This window comes from Streptomyces lanatus, from assembly GCF_014655715.1.
GTDB classification, from domain to species: Bacteria; Actinomycetota; Actinomycetes; order Streptomycetales; family Streptomycetaceae; genus Streptomyces; species Streptomyces lanatus.
Window position 1 is genome coordinate 163,580 of the sequence record NZ_BNBM01000012.1, and the last position, 24,668, is coordinate 188,247.

At 69.9% G+C, this 24,668-nt stretch carries 26 protein-coding genes and 1 pseudogene; 25 read left to right on the plus strand and 2 right to left on the minus strand.

Going from position 1 to position 24,668, the window contains the following annotated elements:
- Window positions 1-23: 23 nt before the first annotated feature.
- On the plus strand, window positions 24-1,577 hold the full coding sequence (gene ffh / locus IE325_RS28790) for a signal recognition particle protein (protein WP_190073003.1): 1,554 nt from the start codon (window positions 24-26) through the stop codon (window positions 1,575-1,577).
- Window positions 1,578-1,667: 90 nt separating this feature from the next.
- Window positions 1,668-3,605, plus strand: a complete 1,938-nt coding sequence (ftsH, locus tag IE325_RS28795) for an ATP-dependent zinc metalloprotease FtsH (protein ID WP_190073004.1) — start codon at window positions 1,668-1,670, stop codon at window positions 3,603-3,605.
- A 9-nt stretch (window positions 3,606-3,614) separates the two neighbouring features.
- Here the strand turns inward: ftsH and IE325_RS28800 are convergent, their stop codons facing one another.
- Entirely contained in the window at window positions 3,615-4,460 is an 846-nt protein-coding gene (locus tag IE325_RS28800) for a class I SAM-dependent methyltransferase (RefSeq protein ID WP_190073005.1), read from the minus strand.
- 202 nt (window positions 4,461-4,662) lie between these two features.
- Between IE325_RS28800 and IE325_RS28805 the strand changes: the two are divergent.
- From IE325_RS28805 to IE325_RS28890, 18 genes and pseudogenes are all read left to right on the plus strand, one after another.
- A pseudogene (locus tag IE325_RS28805) lies at window positions 4,663-5,411 on the plus strand (His/Gly/Thr/Pro-type tRNA ligase C-terminal domain-containing protein).
- A gap of 261 nt (window positions 5,412-5,672) precedes the next feature.
- On the plus strand, window positions 5,673-6,272 hold the full coding sequence (locus IE325_RS28810; RefSeq protein ID WP_190073006.1) for a hypothetical protein: 600 nt from the start codon (window positions 5,673-5,675) through the stop codon (window positions 6,270-6,272).
- A gap of 305 nt (window positions 6,273-6,577) precedes the next feature.
- Window positions 6,578-6,997, plus strand: coding sequence for a 30S ribosomal protein S16 (gene rpsP / locus IE325_RS28815; protein ID WP_190073007.1), 420 nt, complete (start codon window positions 6,578-6,580; stop codon window positions 6,995-6,997).
- A 2-nt stretch (window positions 6,998-6,999) separates the two neighbouring features.
- The gene (locus IE325_RS28820) at window positions 7,000-7,239 is read left to right on the plus strand and encodes an RNA-binding protein (protein WP_014176063.1); all 240 of its coding nucleotides are present in this window, start codon (window positions 7,000-7,002) and stop codon (window positions 7,237-7,239) included.
- Window positions 7,240-7,324: 85 nt separating this feature from the next.
- Entirely contained in the window at window positions 7,325-7,867 is a 543-nt protein-coding gene (gene rimM, locus IE325_RS28825) for a ribosome maturation factor RimM (RefSeq protein WP_190073008.1), read from the plus strand.
- Entirely contained in the window at window positions 7,867-8,700 is an 834-nt protein-coding gene (gene trmD, locus IE325_RS28830) for a tRNA (guanosine(37)-N1)-methyltransferase TrmD (RefSeq protein ID WP_190073009.1), read from the plus strand. Before rimM ends, trmD begins: the two co-directional genes overlap by 1 nt.
- Before the next feature lie 134 nt (window positions 8,701-8,834).
- Window positions 8,835-9,185, plus strand: a complete 351-nt coding sequence (gene rplS / locus IE325_RS28835) for a 50S ribosomal protein L19 (protein WP_190073010.1) — start codon at window positions 8,835-8,837, stop codon at window positions 9,183-9,185.
- A gap of 62 nt (window positions 9,186-9,247) precedes the next feature.
- Window positions 9,248-9,949, plus strand: coding sequence for a signal peptidase I (lepB, locus tag IE325_RS28840; protein ID WP_190073011.1), 702 nt, complete (start codon window positions 9,248-9,250; stop codon window positions 9,947-9,949).
- Window positions 9,942-11,033 (plus strand): signal peptidase I, encoded by a 1,092-nt coding sequence (gene lepB / locus IE325_RS28845; protein ID WP_190073012.1) that lies wholly within the window; start codon window positions 9,942-9,944, stop codon window positions 11,031-11,033. Before lepB (IE325_RS28840) ends, lepB (IE325_RS28845) begins: the two co-directional genes overlap by 8 nt.
- Window positions 10,921-11,883, plus strand: a complete 963-nt coding sequence (gene lepB / locus IE325_RS28850) for a signal peptidase I (RefSeq protein ID WP_190073013.1) — start codon at window positions 10,921-10,923, stop codon at window positions 11,881-11,883. Before lepB (IE325_RS28845) ends, lepB (IE325_RS28850) begins: the two co-directional genes overlap by 113 nt.
- 96 nt (window positions 11,884-11,979) lie before the next feature.
- Window positions 11,980-12,753, plus strand: a complete 774-nt coding sequence (lepB, locus tag IE325_RS28855; RefSeq protein ID WP_190073014.1) for a signal peptidase I — start codon at window positions 11,980-11,982, stop codon at window positions 12,751-12,753.
- On the plus strand, window positions 12,743-13,255 hold the full coding sequence (locus tag IE325_RS28860) for an NUDIX hydrolase (RefSeq protein ID WP_190073015.1): 513 nt from the start codon (window positions 12,743-12,745) through the stop codon (window positions 13,253-13,255). The genes lepB (IE325_RS28855) and IE325_RS28860 overlap by 11 nt, the downstream gene beginning before the upstream one ends.
- Window positions 13,256-13,311: 56 nt before the next feature.
- On the plus strand, window positions 13,312-13,620 hold the full coding sequence (locus IE325_RS28865; protein ID WP_003993268.1) for a DUF2469 domain-containing protein: 309 nt from the start codon (window positions 13,312-13,314) through the stop codon (window positions 13,618-13,620).
- A gap of 123 nt (window positions 13,621-13,743) precedes the next feature.
- Window positions 13,744-14,106 carry a YraN family protein gene (locus tag IE325_RS28870; RefSeq protein ID WP_190073016.1) on the plus strand — a complete coding sequence of 121 codons (363 nt, stop codon included), beginning with the start codon at window positions 13,744-13,746 and terminating at the stop codon, window positions 14,104-14,106.
- Window positions 14,107-15,732, plus strand: coding sequence for a YifB family Mg chelatase-like AAA ATPase (locus tag IE325_RS28875; RefSeq protein WP_190073017.1), 1,626 nt, complete (start codon window positions 14,107-14,109; stop codon window positions 15,730-15,732).
- The gene (dprA, locus tag IE325_RS28880) at window positions 15,729-16,892 is read left to right on the plus strand and encodes a DNA-processing protein DprA (protein ID WP_190073018.1); all 1,164 of its coding nucleotides are present in this window, start codon (window positions 15,729-15,731) and stop codon (window positions 16,890-16,892) included. The genes IE325_RS28875 and dprA overlap by 4 nt, the downstream gene beginning before the upstream one ends.
- A gap of 307 nt (window positions 16,893-17,199) precedes the next feature.
- Window positions 17,200-18,042 carry an RNA polymerase sigma factor WhiG gene (gene whiG, locus IE325_RS28885; protein ID WP_190073019.1) on the plus strand — a complete coding sequence of 281 codons (843 nt, stop codon included), beginning with the start codon at window positions 17,200-17,202 and terminating at the stop codon, window positions 18,040-18,042.
- A gap of 94 nt (window positions 18,043-18,136) precedes the next feature.
- Entirely contained in the window at window positions 18,137-18,694 is a 558-nt protein-coding gene (locus IE325_RS28890; protein WP_190073105.1) for a TetR/AcrR family transcriptional regulator, read from the plus strand.
- Window positions 18,695-18,881: 187 nt separating this feature from the next.
- On the opposite strand, the gene IE325_RS28895 is transcribed toward IE325_RS28890, so the two are convergent.
- The gene (locus IE325_RS28895; protein ID WP_373315235.1) at window positions 18,882-19,496 is read right to left on the minus strand and encodes a murein hydrolase activator EnvC family protein; all 615 of its coding nucleotides are present in this window, start codon (window positions 19,494-19,496) and stop codon (window positions 18,882-18,884) included.
- A gap of 329 nt (window positions 19,497-19,825) precedes the next feature.
- On the opposite strand from IE325_RS28895, the gene rpsB reads away from it, so the two are divergent.
- The 5 genes from rpsB to IE325_RS28920 all read left to right on the plus strand — a co-directional run bounded on the left by rpsB (window position 19,826) and on the right by IE325_RS28920 (window position 24,570).
- A complete protein-coding gene (gene rpsB, locus IE325_RS28900) occupies window positions 19,826-20,758 on the plus strand; it encodes a 30S ribosomal protein S2 (RefSeq protein ID WP_190073020.1) in 933 nt (310 codons plus the stop codon).
- A 159-nt stretch (window positions 20,759-20,917) separates the two neighbouring features.
- On the plus strand, window positions 20,918-21,754 hold the full coding sequence (tsf, locus tag IE325_RS28905) for a translation elongation factor Ts (protein WP_190073021.1): 837 nt from the start codon (window positions 20,918-20,920) through the stop codon (window positions 21,752-21,754).
- Between the two features lie 165 nt (window positions 21,755-21,919).
- Window positions 21,920-22,678, plus strand: coding sequence for a UMP kinase (pyrH, locus tag IE325_RS28910; protein ID WP_190073022.1), 759 nt, complete (start codon window positions 21,920-21,922; stop codon window positions 22,676-22,678).
- A gap of 177 nt (window positions 22,679-22,855) precedes the next feature.
- Entirely contained in the window at window positions 22,856-23,413 is a 558-nt protein-coding gene (gene frr, locus IE325_RS28915) for a ribosome recycling factor (RefSeq protein WP_062666818.1), read from the plus strand.
- Window positions 23,413-24,570 (plus strand): phosphatidate cytidylyltransferase, encoded by a 1,158-nt coding sequence (locus tag IE325_RS28920; RefSeq protein WP_190073023.1) that lies wholly within the window; start codon window positions 23,413-23,415, stop codon window positions 24,568-24,570. Before frr ends, IE325_RS28920 begins: the two co-directional genes overlap by 1 nt.
- Window positions 24,571-24,668: the final 98 nt, after the last annotated feature.

Here is a 24,668-nt window from a genome sequence, read left to right on the forward strand (position 1 = left end):
CGACCCCGAGGACCGCGAGCGCCGTGTTCGATACTCTCTCCGATCGCCTCTCAGCGACTTTCAAGAACCTGCGCGGCAAGGGACGGCTCTCCGAGGCGGACATCGACGCCACCGCGCGCGAGATCCGCATCGCGCTCCTCGAAGCGGATGTGGCTCTCCCTGTCGTCCGGACGTTCATCAAGAACGTCAAGGAACGTGCGATGGGCGTCGAGGTCTCCAAGGCGCTGAACCCGGCCCAGCAGGTCCTGAAGATCGTCAACGACGAACTCGTCACGATCCTCGGCGGTGAGACCCGGCGGCTGCGGTTCGCCAAGACGTCGCCCACCGTGATCATGCTGGCGGGTCTGCAGGGTGCCGGTAAGACCACCCTCGCGGGCAAGCTCGGCCGCTGGCTGAAGGAGCAGGGCCACTCGCCGCTGCTGGTCGCCTGTGACCTCCAGCGCCCGAACGCCGTGAACCAGCTGAGCGTCGTCGCCGAGCGCGCCGGTGTCGCCGTGTACGCGCCGGAGCCGGGCAACGGCGTCGGTGACCCGGTCAAGGTCGCCAAGGACTCCATCGAGCACGCCAAGGCCAAGGTCCACGACATCGTGATCGTGGACACCGCCGGCCGCCTGGGCATCGACCAGGAGATGATGCAGCAGGCCGCGGACATCCGTGACGCGGTCTCGCCGGACGAGATCCTGTTCGTCGTCGACGCGATGATCGGTCAGGACGCGGTCAACACCGCCGAGGCCTTCCGCGACGGCGTCGGCTTCGACGGCGTGGTGCTCTCCAAGCTCGACGGTGACGCCCGCGGTGGTGCCGCCCTGTCGATCCGGCAGATCACCGGCAAGCCGATCATGTTCGCGTCGAACGGCGAGAAGCTCGACGACTTCGACGCCTTCCACCCGGACCGGATGGCCTCCCGCATCCTCGACATGGGTGACCTGCTCACCCTGATCGAGCAGGCGGAGAAGACCTTCGACCAGGCCGAAGCCCAGAAGATGGCCGAGAAGCTGGCCTCCAAGAAGGGCCAGGACTTCACCCTCGACGACTTCCTGGCCCAGATGGAGCAGGTCAGGAAGATGGGCTCCATCTCCAAGCTGCTCGGCATGCTGCCCGGCATGGGTCAGATCAAGGACCAGATCAACAACCTGGACGAGCGGGACGTCGACCGCACCGCCGCGATCATCAAGTCGATGACGCCGGGCGAGCGCCAGGAACCGACGATCATCAACGGCTCGCGGCGCGCCCGTATCGCCAAGGGCTCCGGCGTCGAGGTCAGCGCGGTCAAGAACCTCGTCGAGCGGTTCTTCGAGGCCCGCAAGATGATGTCCCGCATGGCCCAGGGCGGCGGCATGCCGGGGATGCCGGGGATGCCGGGCATGGGCGGCGGCCCGGGCCGTTCGAAGAAGCAGCCGAAGAAAGCCAAGGGCAAGCAGCGCTCCGGCAACCCCATGAAGCGCAAGCAGCAGGAGCAGGAGGAGGCCGCCCGCAGGGCCGCCGCCGCGCAGGCCGGGGGCGCCCTCGGGCTGCCGGGCCAGCAGGCCGGGCAGGACTTCGAGCTGCCGGACGAGTTCAAGAAGTTCATGGGCTGAGCCCGTCCCGTACGCCAGAGAGGGCGCCCCTCCCGCGGAGGGGCGCCCTTTGCGCGTGCCAGGGCCCGCTGTCTGCCGTAACGTCCAGATATGAGCAATGCGGCGCCACCACGCAAGGCCCCTGACCAGCCGTGGCGCACCGAGGGCACCCCTGACGAGCCGCCCAGGAAGCCGGGCGGCCGGCGACCGCGCGGCCGCTGGTGGAGCCTGCTCGCCACCGCGGTGATCGTGTTCCTGCTGGCCTGGGTCGGACTGACGTACCTCGACCAGGGCAACGAGCCGACGATCTCCTACACGGAGTTCAGCCGGCAGGTCGACGAAGGCAACGTCTCCAAGATCTACTCCAAGGGCGACGCCATCCAGGGCGAGCTGAAGAGTTCCAGGGACAATCCCGAGGGCGACGGCAAGTACACCAAGTTCAAGACGCAGCGCCCGGCCTTCGCCGACGACGAGCTCTGGCAGGACCTGAGCAGCCACGACGTGACGGTGACCGCGCAGCCGGTCGTGAAACAGCGCGGCGTACTGGTCAACCTGCTGATCTCGCTGGCGCCGCTCGTGATCATCGTCGCGCTGTGGCTGTTCATCGCGCGCCGGTTCGCCGGGGGCCGCGGCGGCGCGGGCGGCATGTTCGGGCGCAAGGCGCCGCCCAAGCCGGTCGAGCTGCTGCCGGGCAAGCACCGTACGACGTTCGCCGACGTGGCCGGCATCGACGAGGTCAAGGGCGAGCTGGACGACGTCGTCGACTTCCTGGAACATCCCGACGCCTACCGCAGGATGGGCGCGAAGATGCCGCGCGGCGTGCTGCTCGCGGGCTCGCCGGGCACTGGCAAGACGCTGCTGGCGCGGGCGGTGGCGGGGGAGGCGGGGGTGCCGTTCTTCTCGGCCTCCGCGTCCGAGTTCATCGAGATGATCGTCGGTGTCGGCGCCTCACGTGTGCGTGAACTGTTCGCGGAGGCCCGCAAGGTGGCGCCGTCGATCATCTTCATCGACGAGATCGACACCATCGGCCGGATGCGCGGCGGCGGCGCCTCGGTCAGCGGCCATGACGAGCGCGAGCAGACCCTGAACCAGATCCTCACCGAGATGGACGGCTTCTCCGGCTCGGAGGGCGTGATCGTCATCGCGGCCACCAACCGCGCCGACATCCTGGACCCGGCGCTGACCAGGCCAGGACGATTCGACCGCGTGGTCAATGTCTCTCCCCCGGACCGCCGCGGCCGCGAGGCGATCCTGGCGATCCACACCCGCGACATCCCGCTCGCCGAGGACGTGGACCTGGTCCAGCTGGCCCGCAAGACCCCCGGCATGACAGGTGCGGATCTGGCCAACCTCGCCAACGAGGGCGCCCTGCTCGCCGTCAAACGGGACCAGGAACAGGTGACCGCCGCGGACCTCTCCGAGGCCCTGGAGAAGGTGCAGCTGGGCGCCGAACGCACCCTGGTGATGCCCGAGGAGGACCGCCGCCGCACCGCCTTCCACGAGAGCGGACACGCCCTGCTCGGCATGCTCCAGCCCGGCGCCGACCCGGTTCGCAAGATCACCATCGTCCCGCGCGGGCGGGCGCTCGGCGTGACGATGTCGACGCCCGAGGTGGAGCGGTACGCGCACTCGGAGGAATATCTGCGCGGCCGGATCATCGGCGCCCTGGGCGGCATGGCCGCCGAGGACGTGGTCTACGGCGTCGTCACCACCGGCGCCGAGAACGACCTCGAACAGGTCACCAACATCGCGCGCGGCATGGTCGCCCGCTGGGGCATGAGCGAACGCGTCGGCCGGCTGTCCGCCCTGCCGAGCGACGCCCAGCAGGCGTACGGCCTCTCCGCCGCCCCGCAGACCCTGGACGTCATCGACGCCGAGATGCGCCGGATCGTGGACGCCTGCTACGAGGAGGCCTGCCGCAAACTCCGCGACCACCGGGGCAAGCTGGACGCGCTCGCGGAGGCGCTCCTTGAGCAGGAGACGCTGGAGGAGGCGGACGCGTACCGGATCGCGGGGATCACGCGCCTGAAGAAGGAGCCGGAGGTCTAGGCGGTTTCTCTAGGGGACCCGCGCGATCAGATACCGGAAGACGTTCGGCATCCACACCGTGCCGTCCCGCCGCAGATGCGGATGCAGGGCCTCCGTCAACTCCTTGTCCACCTGGACCTGGTCGGTCGCGGAGATCGCCGCATCGAACAGCCCGGTCGACAGCAGCCCCCGTACGGCACTGTCGATGTCCGCGTACCCGAAGGGACACGCCACCCGCCCGGACCCGTCGGGCCTGAGCCCCGCGCGCTGGGCGACCTCCTCCAGGTCGTCCCGCAGGGCGGGGCGCCAACTGCCCGTGCCGCGCAGCGGATCGGCCAGCTTCGTGGCGACGCGCAGCACCGACGACGTGGCGCAGCGCTCCGGCGGACCCCAGCCGGCGAGCACCACCGGCGTCCCCCGCCCGGCGAGCGGTGTCACGGCCGCGAGCGTCTCACCGAGCCCCTCCGAGTCGCCGGCGAGGCACCCGATGGGCTCGAACGCGGTCACCAAGGTGTACGCGGGGTCCGCGTCCCGGGGCGAGTCGTCGATGAGTGTGACGTCGGCACGCGCGTGCGTGTCCCACGCCTCGGGCAGCAGCCGCCGCCGGGCGAGCGCCAGCCGTTCGGGGGAGGAGGACTCGACACCGGTGACCGCCGCGCCTCTGGACGCCGCCATCACCAGGGCGAGTCCGCTGCCGCAGCCGAGGCCCAGCAGCCGGGTGCCCGGGCCCACTTCCAGTCGCTCGTAGACGGCCTCGTAGAGCGGCGCCAGCATCCGCTCCTGGATCTCGGACCAGTCACGCGCGCGTGCACACAGGTCCACGCGGGGTGCGGGACCCGCGTGAGGGAGGTGCTGCCGCACGAGCGTAGGTGTCATGTAAAGCGCCCCAATCCGACGAGAGTTGTTGCCGGTGTACCCGATTCCGTAGCGCCCCGTGACGAAGCGCTCACGCTCCCCCGTATGCCAGGAAACTCCGCGCCATGCGTCGCGTCCAGGGGTCGCGGGGCCCGGCTTGCGCGTTCGTCGTGTCCCTGGCCGGAATTCACATTCCGGCAACATGGGCCCCTACCATCTGGCCATGGCAAAGGCACCCGTTCTTACGCCACGGGCACATGACTTCCCGCGCCGGTACCAGGACGTCGTCGGCAAGGCCGAGCTCGCCGACAACGGCCCGGTGCGCGGCACGATGGTCATCCGGCCGTACGGATACGGGCTGTGGGAGCGGATGCAGGCCGAGATGGACGCCCGCATCGGGTGCAGGGCTACCGCGACCTGCCGCTGCTGATCAACCAGTGGGCCAACGTGGTGCGTTGGGAGATGGCCAAGGTCCGCGAGACCGGTGACCGGCTGGCCGCGGCGGGTGTCCGCGTCCATGTCGACGACCGCACCGACACCCCCTTCGGGCGCCGCGCGGTCGACTGGGAACTCAAGGGCGTGCCGGTACGGATCGAGATCGGGCCCCGTGACCTGGAGAACGGCACCGTGATGCTGGCGCGGCGGATCCCCGGCGGCAAGGAGCCGGTCCCGCTCGACGCCCTGCCCGCGCTGCTCCCGGCGATCCTGGAGGAGGACCAGGCGCTGCTGCTGCGGCAGTCCCGCGAGCACCGCGAGTGCCGTACGACGGACGTCTCGACGATCGAGCAGGCCGCCGAGGCCGCCACTTCCGGCGGCTGGGCGCGCGTCCCCTGGGCCACGCTCGGCGAAGAAGGCGAGGCCAGACTGGCCGAGCGGGCGGTGACCGTACGGTGTCTGGTCGCCGAGGACGGGTCGGTGCCGGACTCGGACGACGCACCCGGTAACGTCGCCGTCGTGGCGCGCGCTTACTGAGACGACGCCCGTGGGGAAAGAGAGCGACCGAAACGCCTCTTGCGCATCCGCGAACCCCAGGGGTCCCGAGGTGTGGACGCCGCATACGCGCCGGGGCGTACGTCAGGCTACGCACCAGCTTGGTACGAGCTGTGAGGCTTCTCCGCAGATCGGCGCACCCGCCCTCCTCAGGGCGCATCATTCACAACTGACGGGTACGTGCAAATTATTTGGGATGCCCTGGAATCGGAACACAGCGGCACTCCGGCTCGTTGTCATTACGTGAGCACGACACAGACACCACCTGTTCTCGCCGCAGAGCTGGCACAGGCGTGGGCCGACATTCAGCGGTACCACCCCGAGCTGCCGGATCTCGCCGCGCCAGAGTCCCTGATCGGGGAGTCGTCGTCCGCGTGCGGTCACGAGCTCTCCTTCGAGCGACTGCTTCATGAGGCAGTCCATGGCATCGCCGCCTCCCGAGGCGTCCGCGACACCTCCCGCGCCGGCCGGTACCACAACCGCAGATTCCTCGCCATCGCCGAGGAGCTGGGCCTGGACCACCCCGAGGAACCGCACCCGAGCAGCGGTTTCTCCCTGGTCACGCTCAACCCCGAGGCCAAGCGGCGCTACCGCCCGACCATCGAACGCCTCCAGCGTGCCCTGAAGGCACACACCGCGGCGACCTCCGCCGACAACACCAGCAGGACCTTCCGCGGTCCGGCCGCCCGCCACGGCTCCTCCGGCGGCGGCGTCCGCGTCAAGGCTGTCTGCGACTGCGGTCGCAACGTCCGGGTCGTCCCGTCGGTCCTGGCCCAGGCCCCGATCGTGTGCGGCGGCTGCGGGAAGCCGTTCCGGATCCCGGAGGTCATGGGAGCGGCGTAGCGGCGCGGGGGGCCCTGAAGACCGGCATCTCGTGGCTGCCGGTATCAGCCGCCACCCCGCGGCGCCGGGCCGCGCGACGCCATTACGGCGGCCGCAAGGCCCGGCGCCTCCCAGGCATGCCCCGCACCAGGGGCCGTCGGTCCGAGCGACCCGCAGGGTATGGCACAATGGCTAGCTGTACTCGACAGCCGCACAGGACCCCTCTCTCCTCCGGCTGACGCGTCCATCGGGCACTCGGGTACCGCAACCCCACGCGGCAAATCTCGCCGTGCCCAACCACGTCAAAACCAGGAGAACCCACTCCCGTGGCAGTCAAGATCAAGCTGAAGCGTCTGGGCAAGATCCGTTCGCCTCACTACCGCATCGTCGTCGCCGACTCCCGCACCCGCCGTGACGGCCGTGCGATCGAGGAGATCGGCAAGTACCACCCGACCTACCACCCGTCGGTCATCGAGGTGGACGCCGACCGTGTGGCGTACTGGCTGGGTGTCGGCGCGCAGCCGACCGAGCCCGTCCTCGCCATTCTGAAGAAGACCGGCGACTGGCAGAAGTTCAAGGGCGAGCCCGCCCCGGCTCCGCTGCTCGTCGCCGAGCCGAAGAAGGCGCGCCCGTCGTTCGAGGCCCTCAGTGGCGAGGACGAGGGCAAGGGTGAGGCGATCACCCAGAAGAAGAAGGCGGAGAAGAAGGACGAGGCTGCCGCCGAGTCCGAGTCGGCCGAGGCCTGAGCATGCTCGAGGAGGCTCTCGAGCACCTCGTGAAGGGCATCGTCGACAACCCTGACGATGTGCAGGTCGCGTCCCGCAACCTGCGCCGCGGGCGCGTGCTGGAGGTCCGGGTCCACCCCGACGACCTCGGCAAGGTGATCGGCCGTAACGGTCGCACCGCGCGCGCTCTGCGCACCGTCGTGGGCGCCATCGGCGGCCGCGGTGTCCGTGTCGACCTCGTCGACGTGGACCAGGTCCGCTGACGCCGAACACACAGCACCGGCTCGGGCCGGGGAGGGCCACTGGGCCGTCCCCGGCCCGTAGTCGTCCGACAGGAGAGCAAGCACAGTGCAGCTGGTAGTCGCACGGATCGGCCGTGCCCACGGCATCAAGGGCGAGGTCACCGTGGAGGTACGCACCGACGAGCCGGAACTCAGGCTCGCCCCCGGCGCCGTACTCACCACCGATCCCGCCTCCACGGGCCCGCTCACCATCGAGACCGGCCGCGTCCACAGCGGCCGTCTCCTCCTGCGGTTCGAGGGCGTACGCGACCGCACCGGCGCCGAGGCGCTGCGCAACACCCTCCTCATCGCCGACGTCGACCCCGACGAGCTGCCCGAGGAGGAGGACGAGTACTACGACCACCAGCTCATGGACCTGGACGTCGTGACCGCCGACGGCGTCGAGGTCGGCCGGATCACCGAGATCTCGCACCTTCCCTCGCAGGACCTGTTCATCGTCGAGCGGCCCGACGGCAGCGAGGTGATGATCCCCTTCGTGGAGAACATCGTCGCCGAGATCGACCTGGAGGAGCAGCGCGCGGTCATCACACCGCCGCCGGGCCTGATCGACGACCAGGCGGAGATCGCGTCCACCAAGGACGAGTCGTGATGCGCCTCGACGTCGTCACGATCTTCCCCGAGTACCTGGAGCCCCTGAACGTCTCCCTGGTCGGCAAGGCACGCGCGCGTGGACAGCTGAACGTCCAGGTGCACGACCTGCGCGGCTGGACGTACGACCGCCACAACACGGTCGACGACACACCGTACGGCGGCGGCCCCGGCATGGTCATGAAGACCGACCCCTGGGGCGACGCGCTGGACACCGTCCTGGCGGAGGGCTACGAGAGCGGCTCGGGCGCGCCCACCCTGATCGTCCCCACGCCCAGCGGGCGCCCCTTCACCCAGGAACTCGCCGTCGAGCTCTCCGAGCGGCCCTGGCTGATCTTCACGCCGGCCCGCTACGAGGGCATCGACCGCCGGGTCATCGACGAGTACGCCACCCGGATGCCCGTCCACGAGGTATCCATCGGCGACTACGTCCTCGCCGGCGGCGAGGCGGCCGTCCTGGTCATCACCGAGGCCGTGGCCCGTCTGCTGCCCGGCGTGCTGGGCAACGCCGAGTCCCACCGGGACGACTCCTTCGCGCCCGGCGCGATGGCGAGCCTCCTGGAGGGCCCCGTCTACACCAAGCCCCCCGAGTGGCGCGGCCGGGACATCCCCGACGTGCTGCTCAGCGGCCACCACGGCAAGATCGCCCGCTGGCGACGGGACGAGGCCCTGCGGCGTACGACCGCCAACCGGCCCGACCTCATCGAGCGCTGCGACCCCAAGGCCTTCGACAAGAAGGACCGCGAGATGCTCTCCATCCTGGGCTGGATGCCCGACCCGGAGGGGGAGCGGTTCGGCCGATTTTGGCGCAGGACCGAGGGCGTGGAAGAATAGCCAGCTGTTGTGCGTCGTCCGGCGTGCGCCCCTGCCACGGGGGGACACGACGCCCGCCCCGACCCGGACAGCATCCTCACGAAACACCTAGCTCCCGTCCATGACCTGTGGCATGGGCGAAGAAAGCAGTCAAAATGGCTCACCTGCTCGACACCGTCGACGCCGCGTCGCTGCGCAGCGACATCCCGGCCTTCCGCCCGGGCGACACCGTCAACGTCCACGTCCGCGTCATCGAGGGCAACCGCTCCCGTGTGCAGCAGTTCAAGGGCGTTGTGATCCGCCGCCAGGGCGCCGGTGTCCGCGAGACCTTCACGGTCCGCAAGGTCTCCTTCTCCGTAGGCGTCGAGCGCACCTTCCCGGTGCACACCCCGATCGTCGAGAAGATCGAGCTCGTCACCAAGGGCGACGTCCGCCGCGCCAAGCTGTACTACCTGCGCGAGCTGCGCGGCAAGGCGGCGAAGATCAAGGAGAAGCGCGAGAACTGAGCGCTTTGAGGGGGCTCGCCCCATGCGGCGTCCACATCGGGGCCGGATAGCATCTGGCCTCGATGGACACCGAAGCACAGCCGACGGAGCGCGACTGCTCCTCCCGCCCTTCCGACTTCGAGGGGGGCCAGGAGGGACGGTCGCGTTTCGCGTTGGTGGCGCGCATCACCGAGTGGCTGCCGGGCGGGCGGATCAGCCTGACGCTGCTGGTCCTGCTGGTGTTCCTGCTGTTGCTCAACACGTTCGTGGTACGGCCGTTCGAGATTCCCAGCGGATCCATGGAGTCCGGATTGAGGATCGGGGACCGCGTTCTCGTAAATAAGTTGGCGTACCGTTTCGGTGCCGATCCGCGGCGCGGGGATGTTGTGGTGTTCGACGGAACCGGGTATTTCGGGGATGCCGACTACATCAAACGCGTTGTGGGTGTGGGGGGAGACCACGTGGTCTGCTGTGACAAGGAGGGGAGGATCCAGGTGAACGGCCGCTCGGTCGACGAGTCGACGTTCCTGTACGCCGGCGACAGCCCGTCCACGGTGCGCTTCGACGTCGTCGTGCCCGACGGCACCCTGTTCGTCCTCGGCGACCATCGCAGTTCCTCCAGCGACTCCCGTGACCATCTGGGCTCGCCCGGCGGCGGCATGATCCCGGTCGACGACGTGGTCGGCCGCGCCGACTGGATCGTCTGGCCGACCGCGCACTGGACCCGTCTGCACCGTCCCGACGCCTACGCGCGCGTGCCCGCAGCGGAGGGGGTCCATGGGTAACCGTGGCAAACCGCGCGGCGTCCCGAGCAGCCCCGCCGACAACCTTCTGCCCACCGGTGCCCGCCGCGCCTCCAGCCCCGCCGGTGGCCGCACGCGCGCGGAGCGGCGCAAACTGCAGCGCAAGGTCAAGCGACGGCGCAGGCATTCCGCGATCAAGGAGATACCCCTCCTCGTCGGCGTCGCCGTCCTCATAGCCCTCGTCCTGAAGACATTCCTCGTCCAGGCCTTCGTGATCCCGTCCGGCTCCATGGAGCAGACGATCCAGATCGGCGACCGCGTCCTGGTCGACAAGCTCACCCCCTGGTTCGGCTCCAAGCCGCAGCGCGGCGACGTCGTCGTCTTCAAGGACCCCGGCGGCTGGCTCCAGGACGAGCAGACGACGGTGAAGAAGGAGGATCCCGTCGTCATCAAGCAGGTCAAAGAGGCATTGACCTTCATCGGTCTGCTGCCCTCCGACGACGAGAAGGACCTCATCAAGCGGGTCGTCGGTGTCGGCGGCGACCGCGTCAAGTGCTGTGACGGGCAGGGGCGGGTCACCGTCAACGGGATTCCCCTGAACGAGGACTATCTGTATCCCGGCAATGCCCCGTCCGAGGCGAAGTTCGACATCACCGTCCCGCAGGGCCGGCTGTGGGTGATGGGTGACCACCGCGCCAACTCCGCGGACTCCCGCGCGCACCAGGACCAGGACTACGGCGGCACCGTCTCCGAGGACGAGGTGGTCGGACGGGCGATGTGGATCGCCTGGCCGCTCGGCCACTGGACCGCTCTGGAGGAGCCGAACACGTACGCGTCCGTGTCCGACTGGACGACGGGGTCGAACGCGGCTGCTCCGCTGTCGCATAGGGTTGCTTCCAACGATTCGACCGGAACTATCCAGCTCCCGACCCCTGCGGAACTCCCGCTCGTTATGGGAGTGGTGGGCCTGCGTCGGCTATGGGGCAGGCAGCGGCACAGAGTAAGGAGTTGGCGTGGGGGATGTGGCGGTTGGCGCACGATCCGGGCACGACGGCGAGGAGCACCGCGGACACCCCGTGGGAGCAGCCGACCCGGCCGCGGACGGCGCCGTGACCTCCGGGAATGACCCCGGGGCGACCGAAGACGGAGGGTCGGGCGGGCAGCCGCCGACCGATGACCCGGGGTCCGGGGCGGCCCCGGGCCCCAAGAAGCAACGCTCCTTCTGGAAGGAGCTGCCCATTCTGATCGGCATCGCGCTCGTTCTCGCGCTGCTGATCAAGACGTTCCTGGTGCAGGCGTTCTCGATCCCCTCCGACTCGATGCAGAACACCCTCCAGCAGGGTGACCGCGTCCTGGTCGACAAGCTCACCCCGTGGTTCGGCTCCGAGCCCGAGCGCGGCGAGGTCGTCGTCTTCCACGACCCCGACAACTGGCTGGCGGGCGAGCCCACCCCGGACCCGAACGCCCTGCAGACCGTCCTCAGCTGGATCGGCCTGATGCCGTCCGCGGAGGAGAAGGACCTCATCAAGCGCGTCATCGGCGTCGGCGGCGACACGATCGAGTGCAAGAAGACCGGCCCGCTGCTGGTCAACGGCAAGGCGCTGAACGAGCCGTACGTCTACCCCGGCAACACGCCGTGCACCGTGGACGACCAGGGCGGCCAGTTCAAGGTGACGGTCCCCGAGGGCAAGATCTGGGTCATGGGCGACCACCGGCAGAACTCCCGGGACTCGCGCTACAACCAGTCCGACAAGAACCACGGCATGGTCCCCGTCGACGAGGTCGTCGGCCGCGCCATCGTGATCGCCTGGCCGATCAACCGCTGGGACACCCTGCCGGTTCCTGACACCTTCGACCAGAACCTGAGCGCCGGTTCCGCCGCTCTGACGGTGGCCCCGCAGGGGCTCGCCCTGGCGGGTGCGGTGCCGCTGGTGCTGTGGCGCCGGCGCCGGATGCAGGTGGCGGAGACGCGCTGAGCGACCGGCGGGTGGGGAAAGCTTTGCCGAGCCGCTGACCCAGGGTCCCCGGGAGGGGCTGCCCGGTGTCGGTACCGCCGGGTAGGGTGCGGATCCATGGGTGGCGAGAGCACGACGCGTACGGTGCCGCGTGAGAGCGGCGCGAGCAGGGGCCCGGCGGGCAGCCGGACCGGACAGCGGTTGTCCGGGCTGGCCGTGGCGCTGGGCCTGGTGCTGTTCCTGGGCGGATTCGCCTGGGGAGCGGTGATCTACCGGCCGTACACCGTGCCCACCCCTTCGATGGAGCCGACGATCGCCGCCGGTGACCGGGTGCTGGCCCAGCGCGTCGACGGCGGGGACATCCACCGCGGTGACGTCGTCGTCTTCACCGACAAGGCCTGGGTGACCAACGCCCCCGTCGTCAAGCGTGTGGTCGCCGTCGGCGGCGACACGGTGGCCTGCTGCACGGACGGCAAGCTGACCGTCAACGGCAAGCAGATCGACGAGCCGTATCTGGCCAAGGGCAGCCTGGCCGAGATCAAGAGCTTCCCGAACGTGACGGTCCCCAAGGACCGGCTCTTCCTGCTCGGTGACGAGCGCAGCGGTTCCCTGGACTCCACCGCCCACCTCACGGACGCCGCCCAGGGCACCGTGGCGCGCAGTGCCGTGTCGGCCCGCGTGGACGCCGTCGTATGGCCCATGAACGGCATGCTGGAGCGCCCCACGGGGTTCCAGCAGCTCGGCGCACTGTCGGAGCAGGGGCCGCTGCGGATCCTCGTCGCGATGATCGTCGGGGGCGCCGTGCTGGTCATGGGCGGCGGGGCGTACGGCCCGATCGCCGGGCGGCTCGGCCGCTCCCGGGCGCGGACGGAGCCCGCGGGTGTCCGCTGAGGCGGCGGAGCGATACGAGGGCGGGCTGCGCAAGGTCGCCCGGGTCGTGCTGCTCGACCCCGAGGACCGCATCCTGCTCCTGCACGGCCATGAGCCCGAGGACCCGGCCGACGACTGGTGGTTCACGCCCGGCGGGGGACTGGAGGGCGACGAGACGCGCGAGGAGGCCGCGCTGCGGGAGCTCGCCGAGGAGACCGGCATCACGGATGTCGAACTCGGGCCCGTGCTGTGGCGGCGGATGTGCTCCTTCCCGTTCGCGGGACTCCGCTGGGACCAGGACGAGTGGTACTTCCTGGCGCGTACGACACAGACGGCGATACGGGCTGTCGCCCTGACCGAGCTGGAGCGGCGCAGCGTCGCCGGTGCACGCTGGTGGACGTGTGAGGAACTTGCCCGAGCGCATGAGACGGTGTATCCGACCAGACTCGCCGAGCTGCTGCGCAGGCTGCTCGACGACGGTCCCCCCGCCGGGCCCGTGACCCTAGACGCCGAAATCGTCTAGGTGCTGACGGGACTGGCGCACAATGGTGGGATCGCACGGCTGAAGGGGAACATGCCATGAGCGCCGAGGACCTCGAAAAGTACGAGACCGAGATGGAGCTCAAGCTCTATCGGGAGTACCGCGATGTCGTCGGTCTGTTCAAGTATGTGATCGAGACCGAGCGGCGCTTCTACCTGACCAACGACTATGAGATGCAGGTGCACTCGGTCCAGGGTGAGGTGTTCTTCGAGGTGTCCATGGCGGATGCGTGGGTGTGGGACATGTATCGGCCGGCTCGCTTCGTGAAGCAGGTCCGGGTGTTGACGTTCAAGGACGTGAACATTGAGGAGCTGAACAAGAGCGATCTGGAGTTGCCGAGCGGGTGACCGGTGCCGGGGGACGAGTGCCGCATGCCGGGTGACGGAGATATCCACAACCGCTGAGTAATCCACCAAGATCAACTCGGTGGGGCGGATTGCGTGATCGTTGGCGCCGGAGGTGGTGCCGACATGAACGCACGGAGTGCACTCGGCAAGTACGGCGAGACCCTGGCCGCGAGGCGGCTGGGCGAGGCCGGGATGACGGTCCTGGAGCGCAACTGGCGCTGTGGCAGGAACGGCGAGATCGACATCGTGGCGCGGGACGGCGACGTCCTGGTCGTCTGCGAGGTCAAGACACGCAGGAGGGGTGCCTTCGAGCACCCGATGGCCGCGGTGACCCCCGAGAAGGCGGCCCGCCTGCGGAGCCTCGCGGAAAGCTGGCTCCACACCCACGGAGGCGCCCCACCGGGAGGCGTCCGCATCGACCTCATCGGCGTCCTCCTTCCGGAGCGCGGCGCGCCCGTCGTGGAGCATGCGCGGGGGGTGGCCTGAATGGGGTTCGCTCGTACGTGCTCGGTGGCCCTGGTCGGGGTCGAGGGCGTCGTGGTGGAGGTCCAGGCGGATCTGGAGCCCGGGGTGGCGGCGTTCACCTTGGTGGGGTTGCCGGACAAGAGCCTCTCCGAGAGCCGGGAGCGGGTTCGCGCCGCGGTGGTGAACTCGGGGGCCGAGTGGCCCCAGAAGAAGCTGACGGTGGGGCTCAGCCCCGCCTCGGTGCCCAAGGCGGGCAGCGGCTTCGACCTGGCCGTCGCATGCGCGGTCCTCGGCGCCGCCGAACGGATCGACCCACGCGTCCTCGCCGACATCGTGATGATCGGCGAACTCGGTCTGGACGGACGTGTGCGCCCCGTCCGGGGCATCCTTCCCGCTGTGCTGGCCGCGGCGGAGGCCGGGTACGAACAGGTCGTCGTCCCGGAGTGCGCCGCGGCCGAGGCATCGCTGGTGCCCGGCGTGTCCGTGCTGGGCGTGCGCAGCCTGCGCCAGCTGATCGCCATCCTCGCCGACGAACCGGTCCCCGACGAGGAACCCCAGGAGCACGGTCGCCCGGACCCGCTGCTCGCGGGACTGCGGGTACCCGGCACGGGTGCGGCCACGGGCATGCACAGCATGGGTGCCGCCCAGCACGACCAAGGGCACGATCTCGCCGACGTGGTGGGCCAGATTTCTGCGCGTACAGCCGTGGAGGTCGCCGCGGCGGGCGGACATCATCTGTTCCTGGAAGGGCCTCCCGGTGCGGGCAAGACCATGCTCGCGGAGCGGCTCCCGGCCATCCTGCCGCGACTGACCAGGGAGGATTCGCTGGAGGTCACGGCTGTGCACTCGGTGGCGGGACTGCTGCCCCCGGGTAAGCCCTTGATCGACGTCGCCCCCTATTGCGCCCCGCACCACTCGGCCACGATGCAGTCGCTCGTCGGCGGCGGCCCCGGCATCGCCAGGCCCGGCGCGGTGTCGCTCTCCCATCGGGGCATCCTCTTCCTGGACGAGACTCCCGAGTTCAGCGGCCAGGCCCTCGACGCCCTGCGGCAGCCCCTGGAGGCCGGACATGTCGTGATCGCGCGCAGCGCGGGCGTGGTGCGTTTCCCGGCGAAGTTCCAGATGGTCCTGGCGGCCAACCCCTGCCCCTGTGGCCGCTTCTCCCAGGCGGACGACTTCTGCGAGTGCCCGCCCGCGGCGATCCGGCGCTATCAGGCGCGGCTCTCCGGGCCGCTGCTCGACCGGGTCGACCTCCGCGTGGAGGTGGATCGGATCACCCGCGCCCAACTGACCGAGCGCGGGGCCCGGGGCGAGTCCACCGCGACGGTCGCCGACCGGGTGCACGCGGCTCGTGAGCGGGCCTCGGCCCGGCTCGCCGGCACACCGTGGCGGACCAACAGCGAGATCCCCGGACGGGAACTGCGCAGCCGTTGGTACGCCGCGATCGGCGCCATGGACGAGGCGGAGCGGAACCTGGAACGCGGTGTACTGACCGCCCGCGGACTCGACCGGGTCCTGCGCGTTGCCTGGACCGTCGCCGACCTCCTCGGTCACGACCGGCCCGACGCGACGGACGTCGCCCTGGCGCTGCAACTGCGCACCGGCGTGCCGCGCGGCGTGCCCATGGCCATCGGGGCGCTGACGTGACCGAGAGCGGGGACCCGGCCGGCGAACTGCTGCTCGGCCGGGTCTTCCTCAGCCGGGTCGTCGAGCCCGGGGACGAGGTTGTCGGGCGGTGGGTGCGGGAGTTCGGGGTCGGGGAAGTGGTGCGGCGGTTGCGGGAGGGCGCCGAGCCTCTGCCCAGGGTGAGTCACAAGCGGTGGGAGGGGCTGAGGGCCCGGGGTATGCGGGCCGAGCCCGGTCGGGATCTTGCCGTGGCGCGGGACGCGGGCGTGCGGTTTCTGTGTCCGGGGGACGTGGAGTGGCCCGCGCAGCTCGATGATCTGGGGGACGCCCGGCCCCTGGGGCTGTGGGTGCGCGGGCGGGCCAGTCTGCGGATGTGGGCCCTGCGGTCCGTGGCCGTCGTCGGCGCCCGTGCCTGCACCGAGTACGGCGCGCATATGGCGGCCACCCTCGCCGGCGGGCTCGCCGAGCGGGGATGGGTGGTCGTGTCCGGGGGCGCCTACGGCGTCGACGGTGCCGCTCATCGCGGTGCCCTGGGAGCCGGCGGCGCCACCGTCGCCGTGCTCGCCTGCGGCGTCGACTGGCCCTACCCGCGCGGGCACACCCAGCTGATCAACAGGATCGCGGAACAGGGACTCGTGATCGGGGAACTGCCACCGGGCGACCATCCCACACCCAGCAGATTCATCGTGCGCAACCGCGTGATCGCGGCGCTGACCCGGGGAACCGTCGTCGTCGAGGCCGCCCACCGCAGCGGCTCCCTGGTCACCGCCCGCGCGGCACAGCGCTTGGGCCGTCACACGATAGGGGTCCCCGGCCCGGCCACCAGCGGCCTATCCGCCGGTGTCCACGAACTGCTGCGCGGTGACGCCACCCTCGTCACGGACGCCGCCGAGGTCGTCGAACTGGTCGGCGACATGGGAGAGCTGGCACCCGAGCGGCGCGGGCCCGTCCTGCCGCGGGACCTGCTGGAACCGGCGGCCCGCCGAGTGCTGGCCGCACTGCCCGGCGGACGAGCGGCGCGGACGGACGAGATCGCGCGCGGTGCGCAGACCACCGAGGACGACGCGATCGCGAGACTGTACGAACTCCGCTCACTTGGCTACGTCGAACGACACGGCGACAGCTGGAAGTTGACACGCCAGGCGATGATCTCCGTTCGGGCCAGTCCCGAGCGATGCTGACCGAGCGTGTTCGGCCGTACGGGGGAACACGGACACCCTTGTGAATTCCCCCAGTTGGGGTGTTCGGGTGATCACGTAGAGCGATCGTCATGACCTGGCAGGGCGTCCAGCGGAACGTATCTGCGTACGGCTTGCGCTCCGCCCTTCGCGCACCGCGACACTTCAGTCACGCTACGCTCACGAGGATTCCGGCTCAGACCGGCCCCTCGACACCGGAAGGTCCCCAGATCGGCACCAGCACGACATCAGACCGACAGCTCCCCCAAAGCACCCCGCAATTTCACGGCAGAACGGCACAAGGCAACGAATGCCCCAGCACACCTCCGGGTCCGACCGGGCGGCGGTCCCCCCAGCCGCCCGTGATGGTGGCAGCGTGCGACCGCCCGCTCCCTCGACGCTCGACGAGCTGTGGCGGTCGTACAAGACAACGGGGGACGAGCGCCTGCGCGAGCAGTTGATCCTGCACTACTCGCCGCTCGTCAAGTACGTGGCGGGCCGGGTGAGCGTCGGTCTGCCACCCAATGTGGAGCAGGCGGACTTCGTGTCGTCGGGGGTGTTCGGGCTGATCGACGCGATCGAGAAGTTCGACATCGACCGGGAGATCAAGTTCGAGACGTACGCGATCACGCGGATCCGGGGCGCGATGATCGACGAGCTCAGAGCGCTGGACTGGATCCCGCGCTCGGTGCGGCAGAAGGCGCGGAACGTCGAGCGGGCGTACGCCACCCTGGAGGCGCGGCTGCGGCGGACGCCGACGGAGGCCGAGGTGGCCGTCGAGATGGGGATCGCGGTGGATGAACTCCACTCGGTCTTCAGCCAGTTGTCGCTGGCGAACGTGGTGGCGCTGGAGGAGCTGCTGCACGTCGGGGGCGAGGGCGGCGACGGGCTGAGCGTCATGGACACGCTGGAGGACACCGCCGCGGACAATCCCGTGGAGGTGGCCGAGGACCGGGAGCTGCGGAGGTTCCTGGCGCGGGCGATCAACACGCTGCCCGAGCGGGAGAAGACCGTGGTGACCTTGTACTACTACGAGGGGCTCACGCTCGCCGAGATCGGGAACGTGCTCGGTGTGACCGAGAGCCGGGTCAGCCAGATCCACACCAAGTCGGTGCTGCAGTTGCGGGCGAAACTGGCCGGCTTCGGTCGTTGACCTGGCCGGACGGTGTGGGGTTCCGCGGAGACACTCCCGTTCGCGAGGGTGCCTCCGTAAAGTGGTTGATGTGCCAAGGATTCGAGCGGCCTCCGTGGCCGAGCACCGGTCGATGCAGCGAGCCGCCCTGCTGGACGCGGCGCGATCCCTGTTGTCCGAGGGCGGGACGGAGGCGCTGACCTTCCCCGCTCTCGCCGAGCGGACGGGGCTCGCGCGGTCGTCCGTCTACGAGTACTTCCGGTCACGGGCCGCCGTGGTCGAGGAGCTGTGCGAGGTCGACTTCCCGGTGTGGGCCGCGGAGGTCTCGGCCGCGATGGAGCGGGAGGCCACGGCCGACGGCAAGGTCGAGGCGTATGTGCGGCAGCAGCTCGCGCTGGTCGGGGACCGGCGGCACCGGGCTGTGGTGGCGATCTCCGCGAGCGAGCTGGACTCCGGTGCCCGGGAGAAGATCCGGGCGGCCCATGGTGGGCTCGTCGCGATGATCGTCGAGGCGCTGGGGGAGATGGGGCACGCGGAGCCCCGGCTGGCGGCGATGCTGCTGCAGGGCGTCGTGGACGCGGCGGTGCGGCGGATCGAGCTGGGGGCGGCGGAGGAGCCTTCGTCGATCACGGAGGCGGCGGTCGCCATGGCGTTGCGGGGCGTTCGGGGCTGACGGGCCACCCGGTGCTGGTGGGTTCCCGGCGTTCACGCTGAGGCCGGGGGGTCGCGCAGCCCGGCGCTGCGGGGTGCCGCTGCGCCCACCCGTGCCGCCCCAGCGCCACGACTGCCCGCAGCTGGGACGATGCCGGGTGGTACGGATGCGGCAGCTCCGACGACCCCCGGTGCCACAGACGCGCCCGCTACGACGGCAGCGGCACCCCCAGTACCGGCAGCAGTCTCGACGGGCCCCTGTGCAGTAGCCACGGTGGCAGGAGGGACAGCGGGTCGAGGTAGGTCTCGCCTCGCCTCAGACCCCAGTGCACGCATGTTCCCGTGCCGCAGTGGGACCCGGTCGCCTCCACCGTGCCCACGACCTCGCCTGCCTCCACCTCGTCCCCCTTCCGCACGGCCGCCCGCACCGGCTCGTACGTCGTCCGCAGCGGCGGATTCCCCGTCCCCGTCAGCTCCACCGACACGACCCCCTTCCCCGCCACCCGGCCCGCGAAGGAGACCCGTCCCGCGGCAACCGCCCGTACCGGTGTGCCGGCGGGGGCGGACAGGTCCACGCCGCGGTGGCCGCGGCCGTACGTCGTCGCCGGGGGCTCCCAGCCGCGCAGTACCGAGGGACGTACCCCCACGGGCCATGCCCGGCCGACCGCGGGGACGGTGGGGTCCGGGGCCGGCGCGGCGGGGACGCTCGTGGCGGTCGGGATCAGTCGCGGGACCGGTGCCAGCAAGGCGGCCGCGGTCAGAAGCAGCAGCAACACCAGCCGCCCCAACAACCGCCCGCCTGGCCCCGCGGGCCATGCCGCCACTGTCCTCCACAAGGCCCTCGCCACCCCACTCGCCCTCACACACCATTTCGCTCGCATGCGAGAACCGTCCCCCACCCCCGCCGATCATGGCCGGTATCTGTGGATAACTCCCAGGTTGTGGACAGCGGCGTCACCCGGTGCTCCTCGGGTCCCGTACACTTCTTCTGGCGATCCGGGTCACCGGGTCGACTTCGCACGCCCCGACACGACCACCGGAAACGGTCCGTGTCAGCGCCCCTCGGTCCCTAGTGGCACGGCGCATGTGGGCGTCAGGCGCGGGAGCCGTCCGGTCCCCGCGGCACAACCGAGAAATTCAAGGAGATACGGCCATGGCCGTCGTCACGATGCGGGAGCTGCTGGAAAGCGGCGTCCACTTCGGTCACCAGACCCGTCGCTGGAACCCGAAGATGAAGCGCTTCATCTTCACCGAGCGCAACGGCATCTACATCATCGACCTGCTCCAGTCGCTGTCGTACATCGACCGCGCCTACGAGTTCGTCAAGGAGACCGTCGCCCACGGTGGCACGGTCATGTTCGTCGGCACGAAGAAGCAGGCGCAGGAGGCCATCGCCGAGCAGGCCACCCGCGTCGGCATGCCCTACGTCAACCAGCGCTGGCTGGGCGGCATGCTCACCAACTTCTCGACCGTCTACAAGCGTCTGCAGCGCCTCAAGGAGCTTGAGCAGATCGACTTCGAGGACGTCGCGGCCTCGGGTCTGACCAAGAAGGAGCTTCTCGTGCTCTCGCGCGAGAAGGCCAAGCTGGAGAAGACCCTCGGTGGTATCCGCGAGATGCAGAAGGTGCCCAGCGCCGTCTGGATCGTGGACACCAAGAAGGAGCACATCGCGGTCGGCGAGGCCCGGAAGCTCAACATTCCGGTCGTCGCCATCCTCGACACCAACTGTGACCCTGACGAGGTCGACTACAAGATCCCGGGCAACGACGACGCGATCCGCTCCGTCACCCTGCTCACCCGTGTGATCGCCGACGCCGTCGCCGAGGGCCTCATCGCCCGTTCCGGCGTGGCGACGGAGGGCAAGGGCGAGAAGGCCGCGGGCGAGCCGCTCGCCGAGTGGGAGCGCGACCTGCTCGAGGGCGAGAAGAAGGCCGACGAGGCAGCCGAGAAGCCGGCTGAGGCCCCTGCCGCCGAGGCTCCCGCCGCCGAGGCCGAGGCCCCGGTTGCTGAGGCCCCCGCTGCCGAGGCCCCGGCTGCCGAGGCTCCTGCCGCTGAGGCCCCCGCCGCCGAGGGCGAGCAGGCCTGACACCGTCAGCGTCAGTGTTGACGGCGGGGGCGGTGACATGAACTCCGCCCCCGCCGTTCACCCGTAGGTCGACGGAAGGTCGGCGGCCCCGGCTACTCCAGGGTCCGTAGACCCCGTAGATCTTCGATCTTCCAGACTTCGAGAAAGATTCACAGACTCATGGCGAACTACACCGCCGCTGACGTCAAGAAGCTCCGCGAGCTCACCGGCGCCGGCATGATGGACTGCAAGAAGGCGCTGGACGAGGCCGAGGGCAACGTCGAGAAGGCCGTCGAGGCGCTCCGTATCAAGGGCCAGAAGGGCGTCGCCAAGCGCGAGGGCCGCTCCGCCGAGAACGGCGCCGTGGTCTCCGTCATCGCCGACGACAACTCCTCCGGCGTCATCGTCGAGCTGAAGTGCGAGACGGACTTCGTCGCCAAGGGCGAGAAGTTCCAGGCCGTCGCCAACCAGATCGCGCAGCACGTCGCCGCGACCTCCCCGGCCGACCTCGACGCCCTGCTCGCCTCCGAGATCGAGGCCGGCAAGACCGTCCAGGCGTTCGTGGACGAGGCCAACGCCAACCTCGGCGAGAAGATCGTCCTGGACCGCTTCGCGCAGTACGCCGACGGTTTCGTCCTCGCGTACATGCACCGCACGATGCCCGACCTGCCCCCGCAGATCGGTGTCCTCGTCGAGCTCGACAAGCCCAACGCCGAGGTCGCCAAGGGCATCGCCCAGCACATCGCCGCCTTCGCGCCGAAGTACCTCTCCAAGGAGGACGTGCCGGCCGAGGTCGTCGAGTCCGAGCGCCGCGTCGCCGAGGAGACCACCCGCGCCGAGGGCAAGCCCGAGGCCGCCCTGCCGAAGATCGTCGAGGGTCGCCTCAACGGCTTCTTCAAGGACGCCACGCTGCTCGGCCAGCCGTACGCGCTCGACAACAAGAAGTCCGTCCAGAAGATCCTGGACGAGGCCGGTGTCACCCTGAAGCGCTTCGCGCGCATCAAGGTCGGCATCTGAGTCCGTACCGCGATCGACGCCCCGTCCCGATAGGGTCAGGGGCAGTCGTCGACGGACGACAGCAGATCTGACGAGGAGGCCATTGCCGCGCATGGGATGTGAAACTCACCCGAGCCGGCAGTGGCCTTCTTCGTATGTGCACCACGTAACAAAGGCGGGATCTCGATGACCACCAAGGCCCAGAAGAGCGACGACGGCAAAGTACGCGGCCGGTTTCTGCTGAAGCTGTCCGGAGAGGCCTTCTCCGGTGGCGGGGGCCTCGGCGTCGACCCGGACGTGGTGCACAAGATCGCCCGCGAGATCGCAGCCGTCGTGCGCGACGGCGCGCAGGTCGCCGTCGTCATCGGCGGCGGCAACTTCTTCCGCGGCGCCGAACTCCAGCAGCGCGGCATGGACCGGGCCCGCTCCGACTACATGGGCATGCTCGGCACCGTCATGAACTGCCTCGCCCTCCAGGACTTCCTGGAGAAGGAGGGCATCGACTCCCGGGTGCAGACCGCCATCACCATGGGGCAGGTCGCCGAGCCCTACATCCCGCTGCGTGCCGTACGGCATCTGGAGAAGGGCCGCGTGGTCATCTTCGGCGCCGGTATGGGCATGCCGTACTTCTCCACCGACACCACCGCCGCCCAGCGCGCCCTGGAGATCGACGCCGAGGCGCTGCTCATGGGCAAGAACGGTGTCGACGGGGTCTACGACTCCGACCCCAAGACCAACCCGGACGCCGTCAAGTTCGACTCCCTCGGCTACGGCGAGGTCATCACGCGCGATCTGAAGGTCGCCGACGCCACGGCGGTCACGCTGTGCCGCGACAACAAGCTGCCGATCCTCGTCTTCGAGCTTCTGGCGGAGGGCAATATCGCCCGCGCCGTCAAGGGTGAGAAGATCGGCACGCTTGTGGGTGAGCAGGGCGGTCGGAGCTGACGCTTCGACAACTCCACGAACGAACCCGTCCGGGGGACGGACGGGGCGGACCCTGACCGGGGGATGGACAATGTCCTGCCGGTCGGGAACCGTGCAGGAAGAAGACGCGACGCAGCCGGCCGCCGCCCCACCGAGGAACCGCAGCCGGGCCTTACTCAAGACACGCAGGAGCAAGTGGTGATCGAAGAGACCCTCCTCGAGGCCGAGGAGAAGATGGAGAAGGCCGTCGTGGTCGCCAAGGAGGACTTCGCCGCGATCCGCACCGGTCGTGCGCACCCGGCGATGTTCAACAAGATCGTGGCCGACTACTACGGTGCGCCGACGCCGATCAACCAGCTGGCTTCGTTCTCCGTGCCGGAGCCGCGCATGGCGGTCGTGACCCCGTTCGACAAGAGCGCGCTGCGCAACATCGAGCAGGCGATCCGCGACTCCGACCTCGGCGTCAACCCGAGCAACGACGGCAACATCATCCGAGTGGTGTTCCCCGAACTCACCGAGGAGCGCCGCCGCGACTACATCAAGGTCGCCAAGGGCAAGGGCGAGGACGCCAAGGTGTCCATCCGCTCCGTCCGCCGCAAGGCCAAGGACGCCATCGACAAGCTGATCAAGGACGGCGAGATCGGCGAGGACGAGGGCCGCCGCGCGGAGAAGGAGCTCGACGACACCACGCACAAGTACGTCGCTCAGGTGGACGAGCTCCTCAAGCACAAGGAAGCCGAGCTGCTCGAGGTCTGATGAACGACTCTTCCTGGGGGGCGCCGCCCGGGGCCGGGCAGGCCGGGTACTGGGGGACCTCCGAGCGTGGACCTGTCCAGGGGGCTGCCCCGGCGGGTCCCGCGTACGATGCGCCTCAGGCGCAGCACACTCGCCCCATGCCCATCGTGCCCGACGTACCCGCGTATGGCGGAGACCAGGATGACGACCGGGGGGCCGCTCGGCTGAGTGGCCCCTTGTTCCACGGTCGGTCGCCGCAGTCGCGGCCTCATGACATGCCGCAGGCGCGGCCCTCAGAAGCGGCGCCGCAGAATCCGGAGCCCATGCACGACGCCCCGCAGCCGGCGCCCCCGCCGCAGAAGAAGAGCGCGGGGCGCGACCTGGGTGCGGCCATAGGGGTCGGCGTCGGGCTGGGCGTGGTCATCGTCGCCTCCCTGTTCGTCGTCAAGGCCGTGTTCGTCGGCGTCGTTGCGGTCGCCGTCGTCGTGGGCCTGTGGGAGCTGACCAAGCGGCTGGAGGAACGCAAGAGCATCAAGGCGCCGCTCGTCCCGCTCGCCCTCGGCGGTGCCGCCATGGTCGTCGCCGGATACGTCCGGGGGGCCGAGGGCGCCTGGGTGGCGATGGCGCTGACCGCGCTGGCGGTACTGGTCTGGCGGATGACCGAACCGCCGGAGGGCTACCTCAGGGACGTCACCGCCGGTGTCTTCGCCGCGTTCTACGTACCGTTCCTGGCCACGTTCGTCGCGATGATGCTGACGGCCGACGACGGCCCTTGGCGCGTCCTGACGTTCCTGCTGCTCACGGTCGTCAGCGACACCGGTGCCTACGCCGTCGGCTGGCGCTTCGGCACGCACAAGCTCGCCCCGCGCATCAGCCCCGGCAAGACCCGCGAGGGCCTGCTCGGCGCGGTGAGCTTCGCGATGGTGGCGGGCGCGCTGTGCATGGAGTTCCTGATCGACGACGGCACCTGGTGGCAGGGCCTGCTCCTGGGCCTCGCGGTCGCCGGCAGCGCCACGCTGGGCGACCTCGGCGAGTCGATGATCAAGCGGGACCTGGGCATCAAGGACATGGGCACGCTGCTGCCGGGGCACGGTGGGATCATGGACCGGCTGGACTCGTTGCTGCCGACGGCTCCGGTGGTGTGGCTGCTGCTGGTGCTGTTCGTGGGATCGGGCTGAGCGCACGGTCACTGTCTGGGAGCCCCCGTTCTTGTAGAGCGGGGGCTTCTTGATGTGTGGGACGATTTCGGTGTACGGCCTCAAAGGCACCCAAAGGG

Bases quoted from the DNA above. Each gene is read 5' to 3' on its own strand.
- ftsH (WP_190073004.1), top strand. From the start codon at position 1,668: ATGAGCAATGCGGCGCCACCACGCAAGGCCCCTGACCAGCCGTGGCGC.
- IE325_RS28800 (WP_190073005.1), bottom strand. From the start codon at position 4,460: ATGACACCTACGCTCGTGCGGCAGCACCTCCCTCACGCGGGTCCCGCA.
- IE325_RS28820 (WP_014176063.1), top strand. From the start codon at position 7,000: ATGCTCGAGGAGGCTCTCGAGCACCTCGTGAAGGGCATCGTCGACAAC.
- trmD (WP_190073009.1), top strand. From the start codon at position 7,867: ATGCGCCTCGACGTCGTCACGATCTTCCCCGAGTACCTGGAGCCCCTG.
- rplS (WP_190073010.1), top strand. From the start codon at position 8,835: ATGGCTCACCTGCTCGACACCGTCGACGCCGCGTCGCTGCGCAGCGAC.
- lepB (WP_190073011.1), top strand. From the start codon at position 9,248: ATGGACACCGAAGCACAGCCGACGGAGCGCGACTGCTCCTCCCGCCCT.
- lepB (WP_190073012.1), top strand. From the start codon at position 9,942: ATGGGTAACCGTGGCAAACCGCGCGGCGTCCCGAGCAGCCCCGCCGAC.
- lepB (WP_190073014.1), top strand. From the start codon at position 11,980: ATGGGTGGCGAGAGCACGACGCGTACGGTGCCGCGTGAGAGCGGCGCG.
- IE325_RS28865 (WP_003993268.1), top strand. From the start codon at position 13,312: ATGAGCGCCGAGGACCTCGAAAAGTACGAGACCGAGATGGAGCTCAAG.
- IE325_RS28870 (WP_190073016.1), top strand. From the start codon at position 13,744: ATGAACGCACGGAGTGCACTCGGCAAGTACGGCGAGACCCTGGCCGCG.
- IE325_RS28875 (WP_190073017.1), top strand. From the start codon at position 14,107: ATGGGGTTCGCTCGTACGTGCTCGGTGGCCCTGGTCGGGGTCGAGGGC.
- whiG (WP_190073019.1), top strand. From the start codon at position 17,200: ATGCCCCAGCACACCTCCGGGTCCGACCGGGCGGCGGTCCCCCCAGCC.
- rpsB (WP_190073020.1), top strand. From the start codon at position 19,826: ATGGCCGTCGTCACGATGCGGGAGCTGCTGGAAAGCGGCGTCCACTTC.
- tsf (WP_190073021.1), top strand. From the start codon at position 20,918: ATGGCGAACTACACCGCCGCTGACGTCAAGAAGCTCCGCGAGCTCACC.
- pyrH (WP_190073022.1), top strand. From the start codon at position 21,920: ATGACCACCAAGGCCCAGAAGAGCGACGACGGCAAAGTACGCGGCCGG.
- IE325_RS28920 (WP_190073023.1), top strand. From the start codon at position 23,413: ATGAACGACTCTTCCTGGGGGGCGCCGCCCGGGGCCGGGCAGGCCGGG.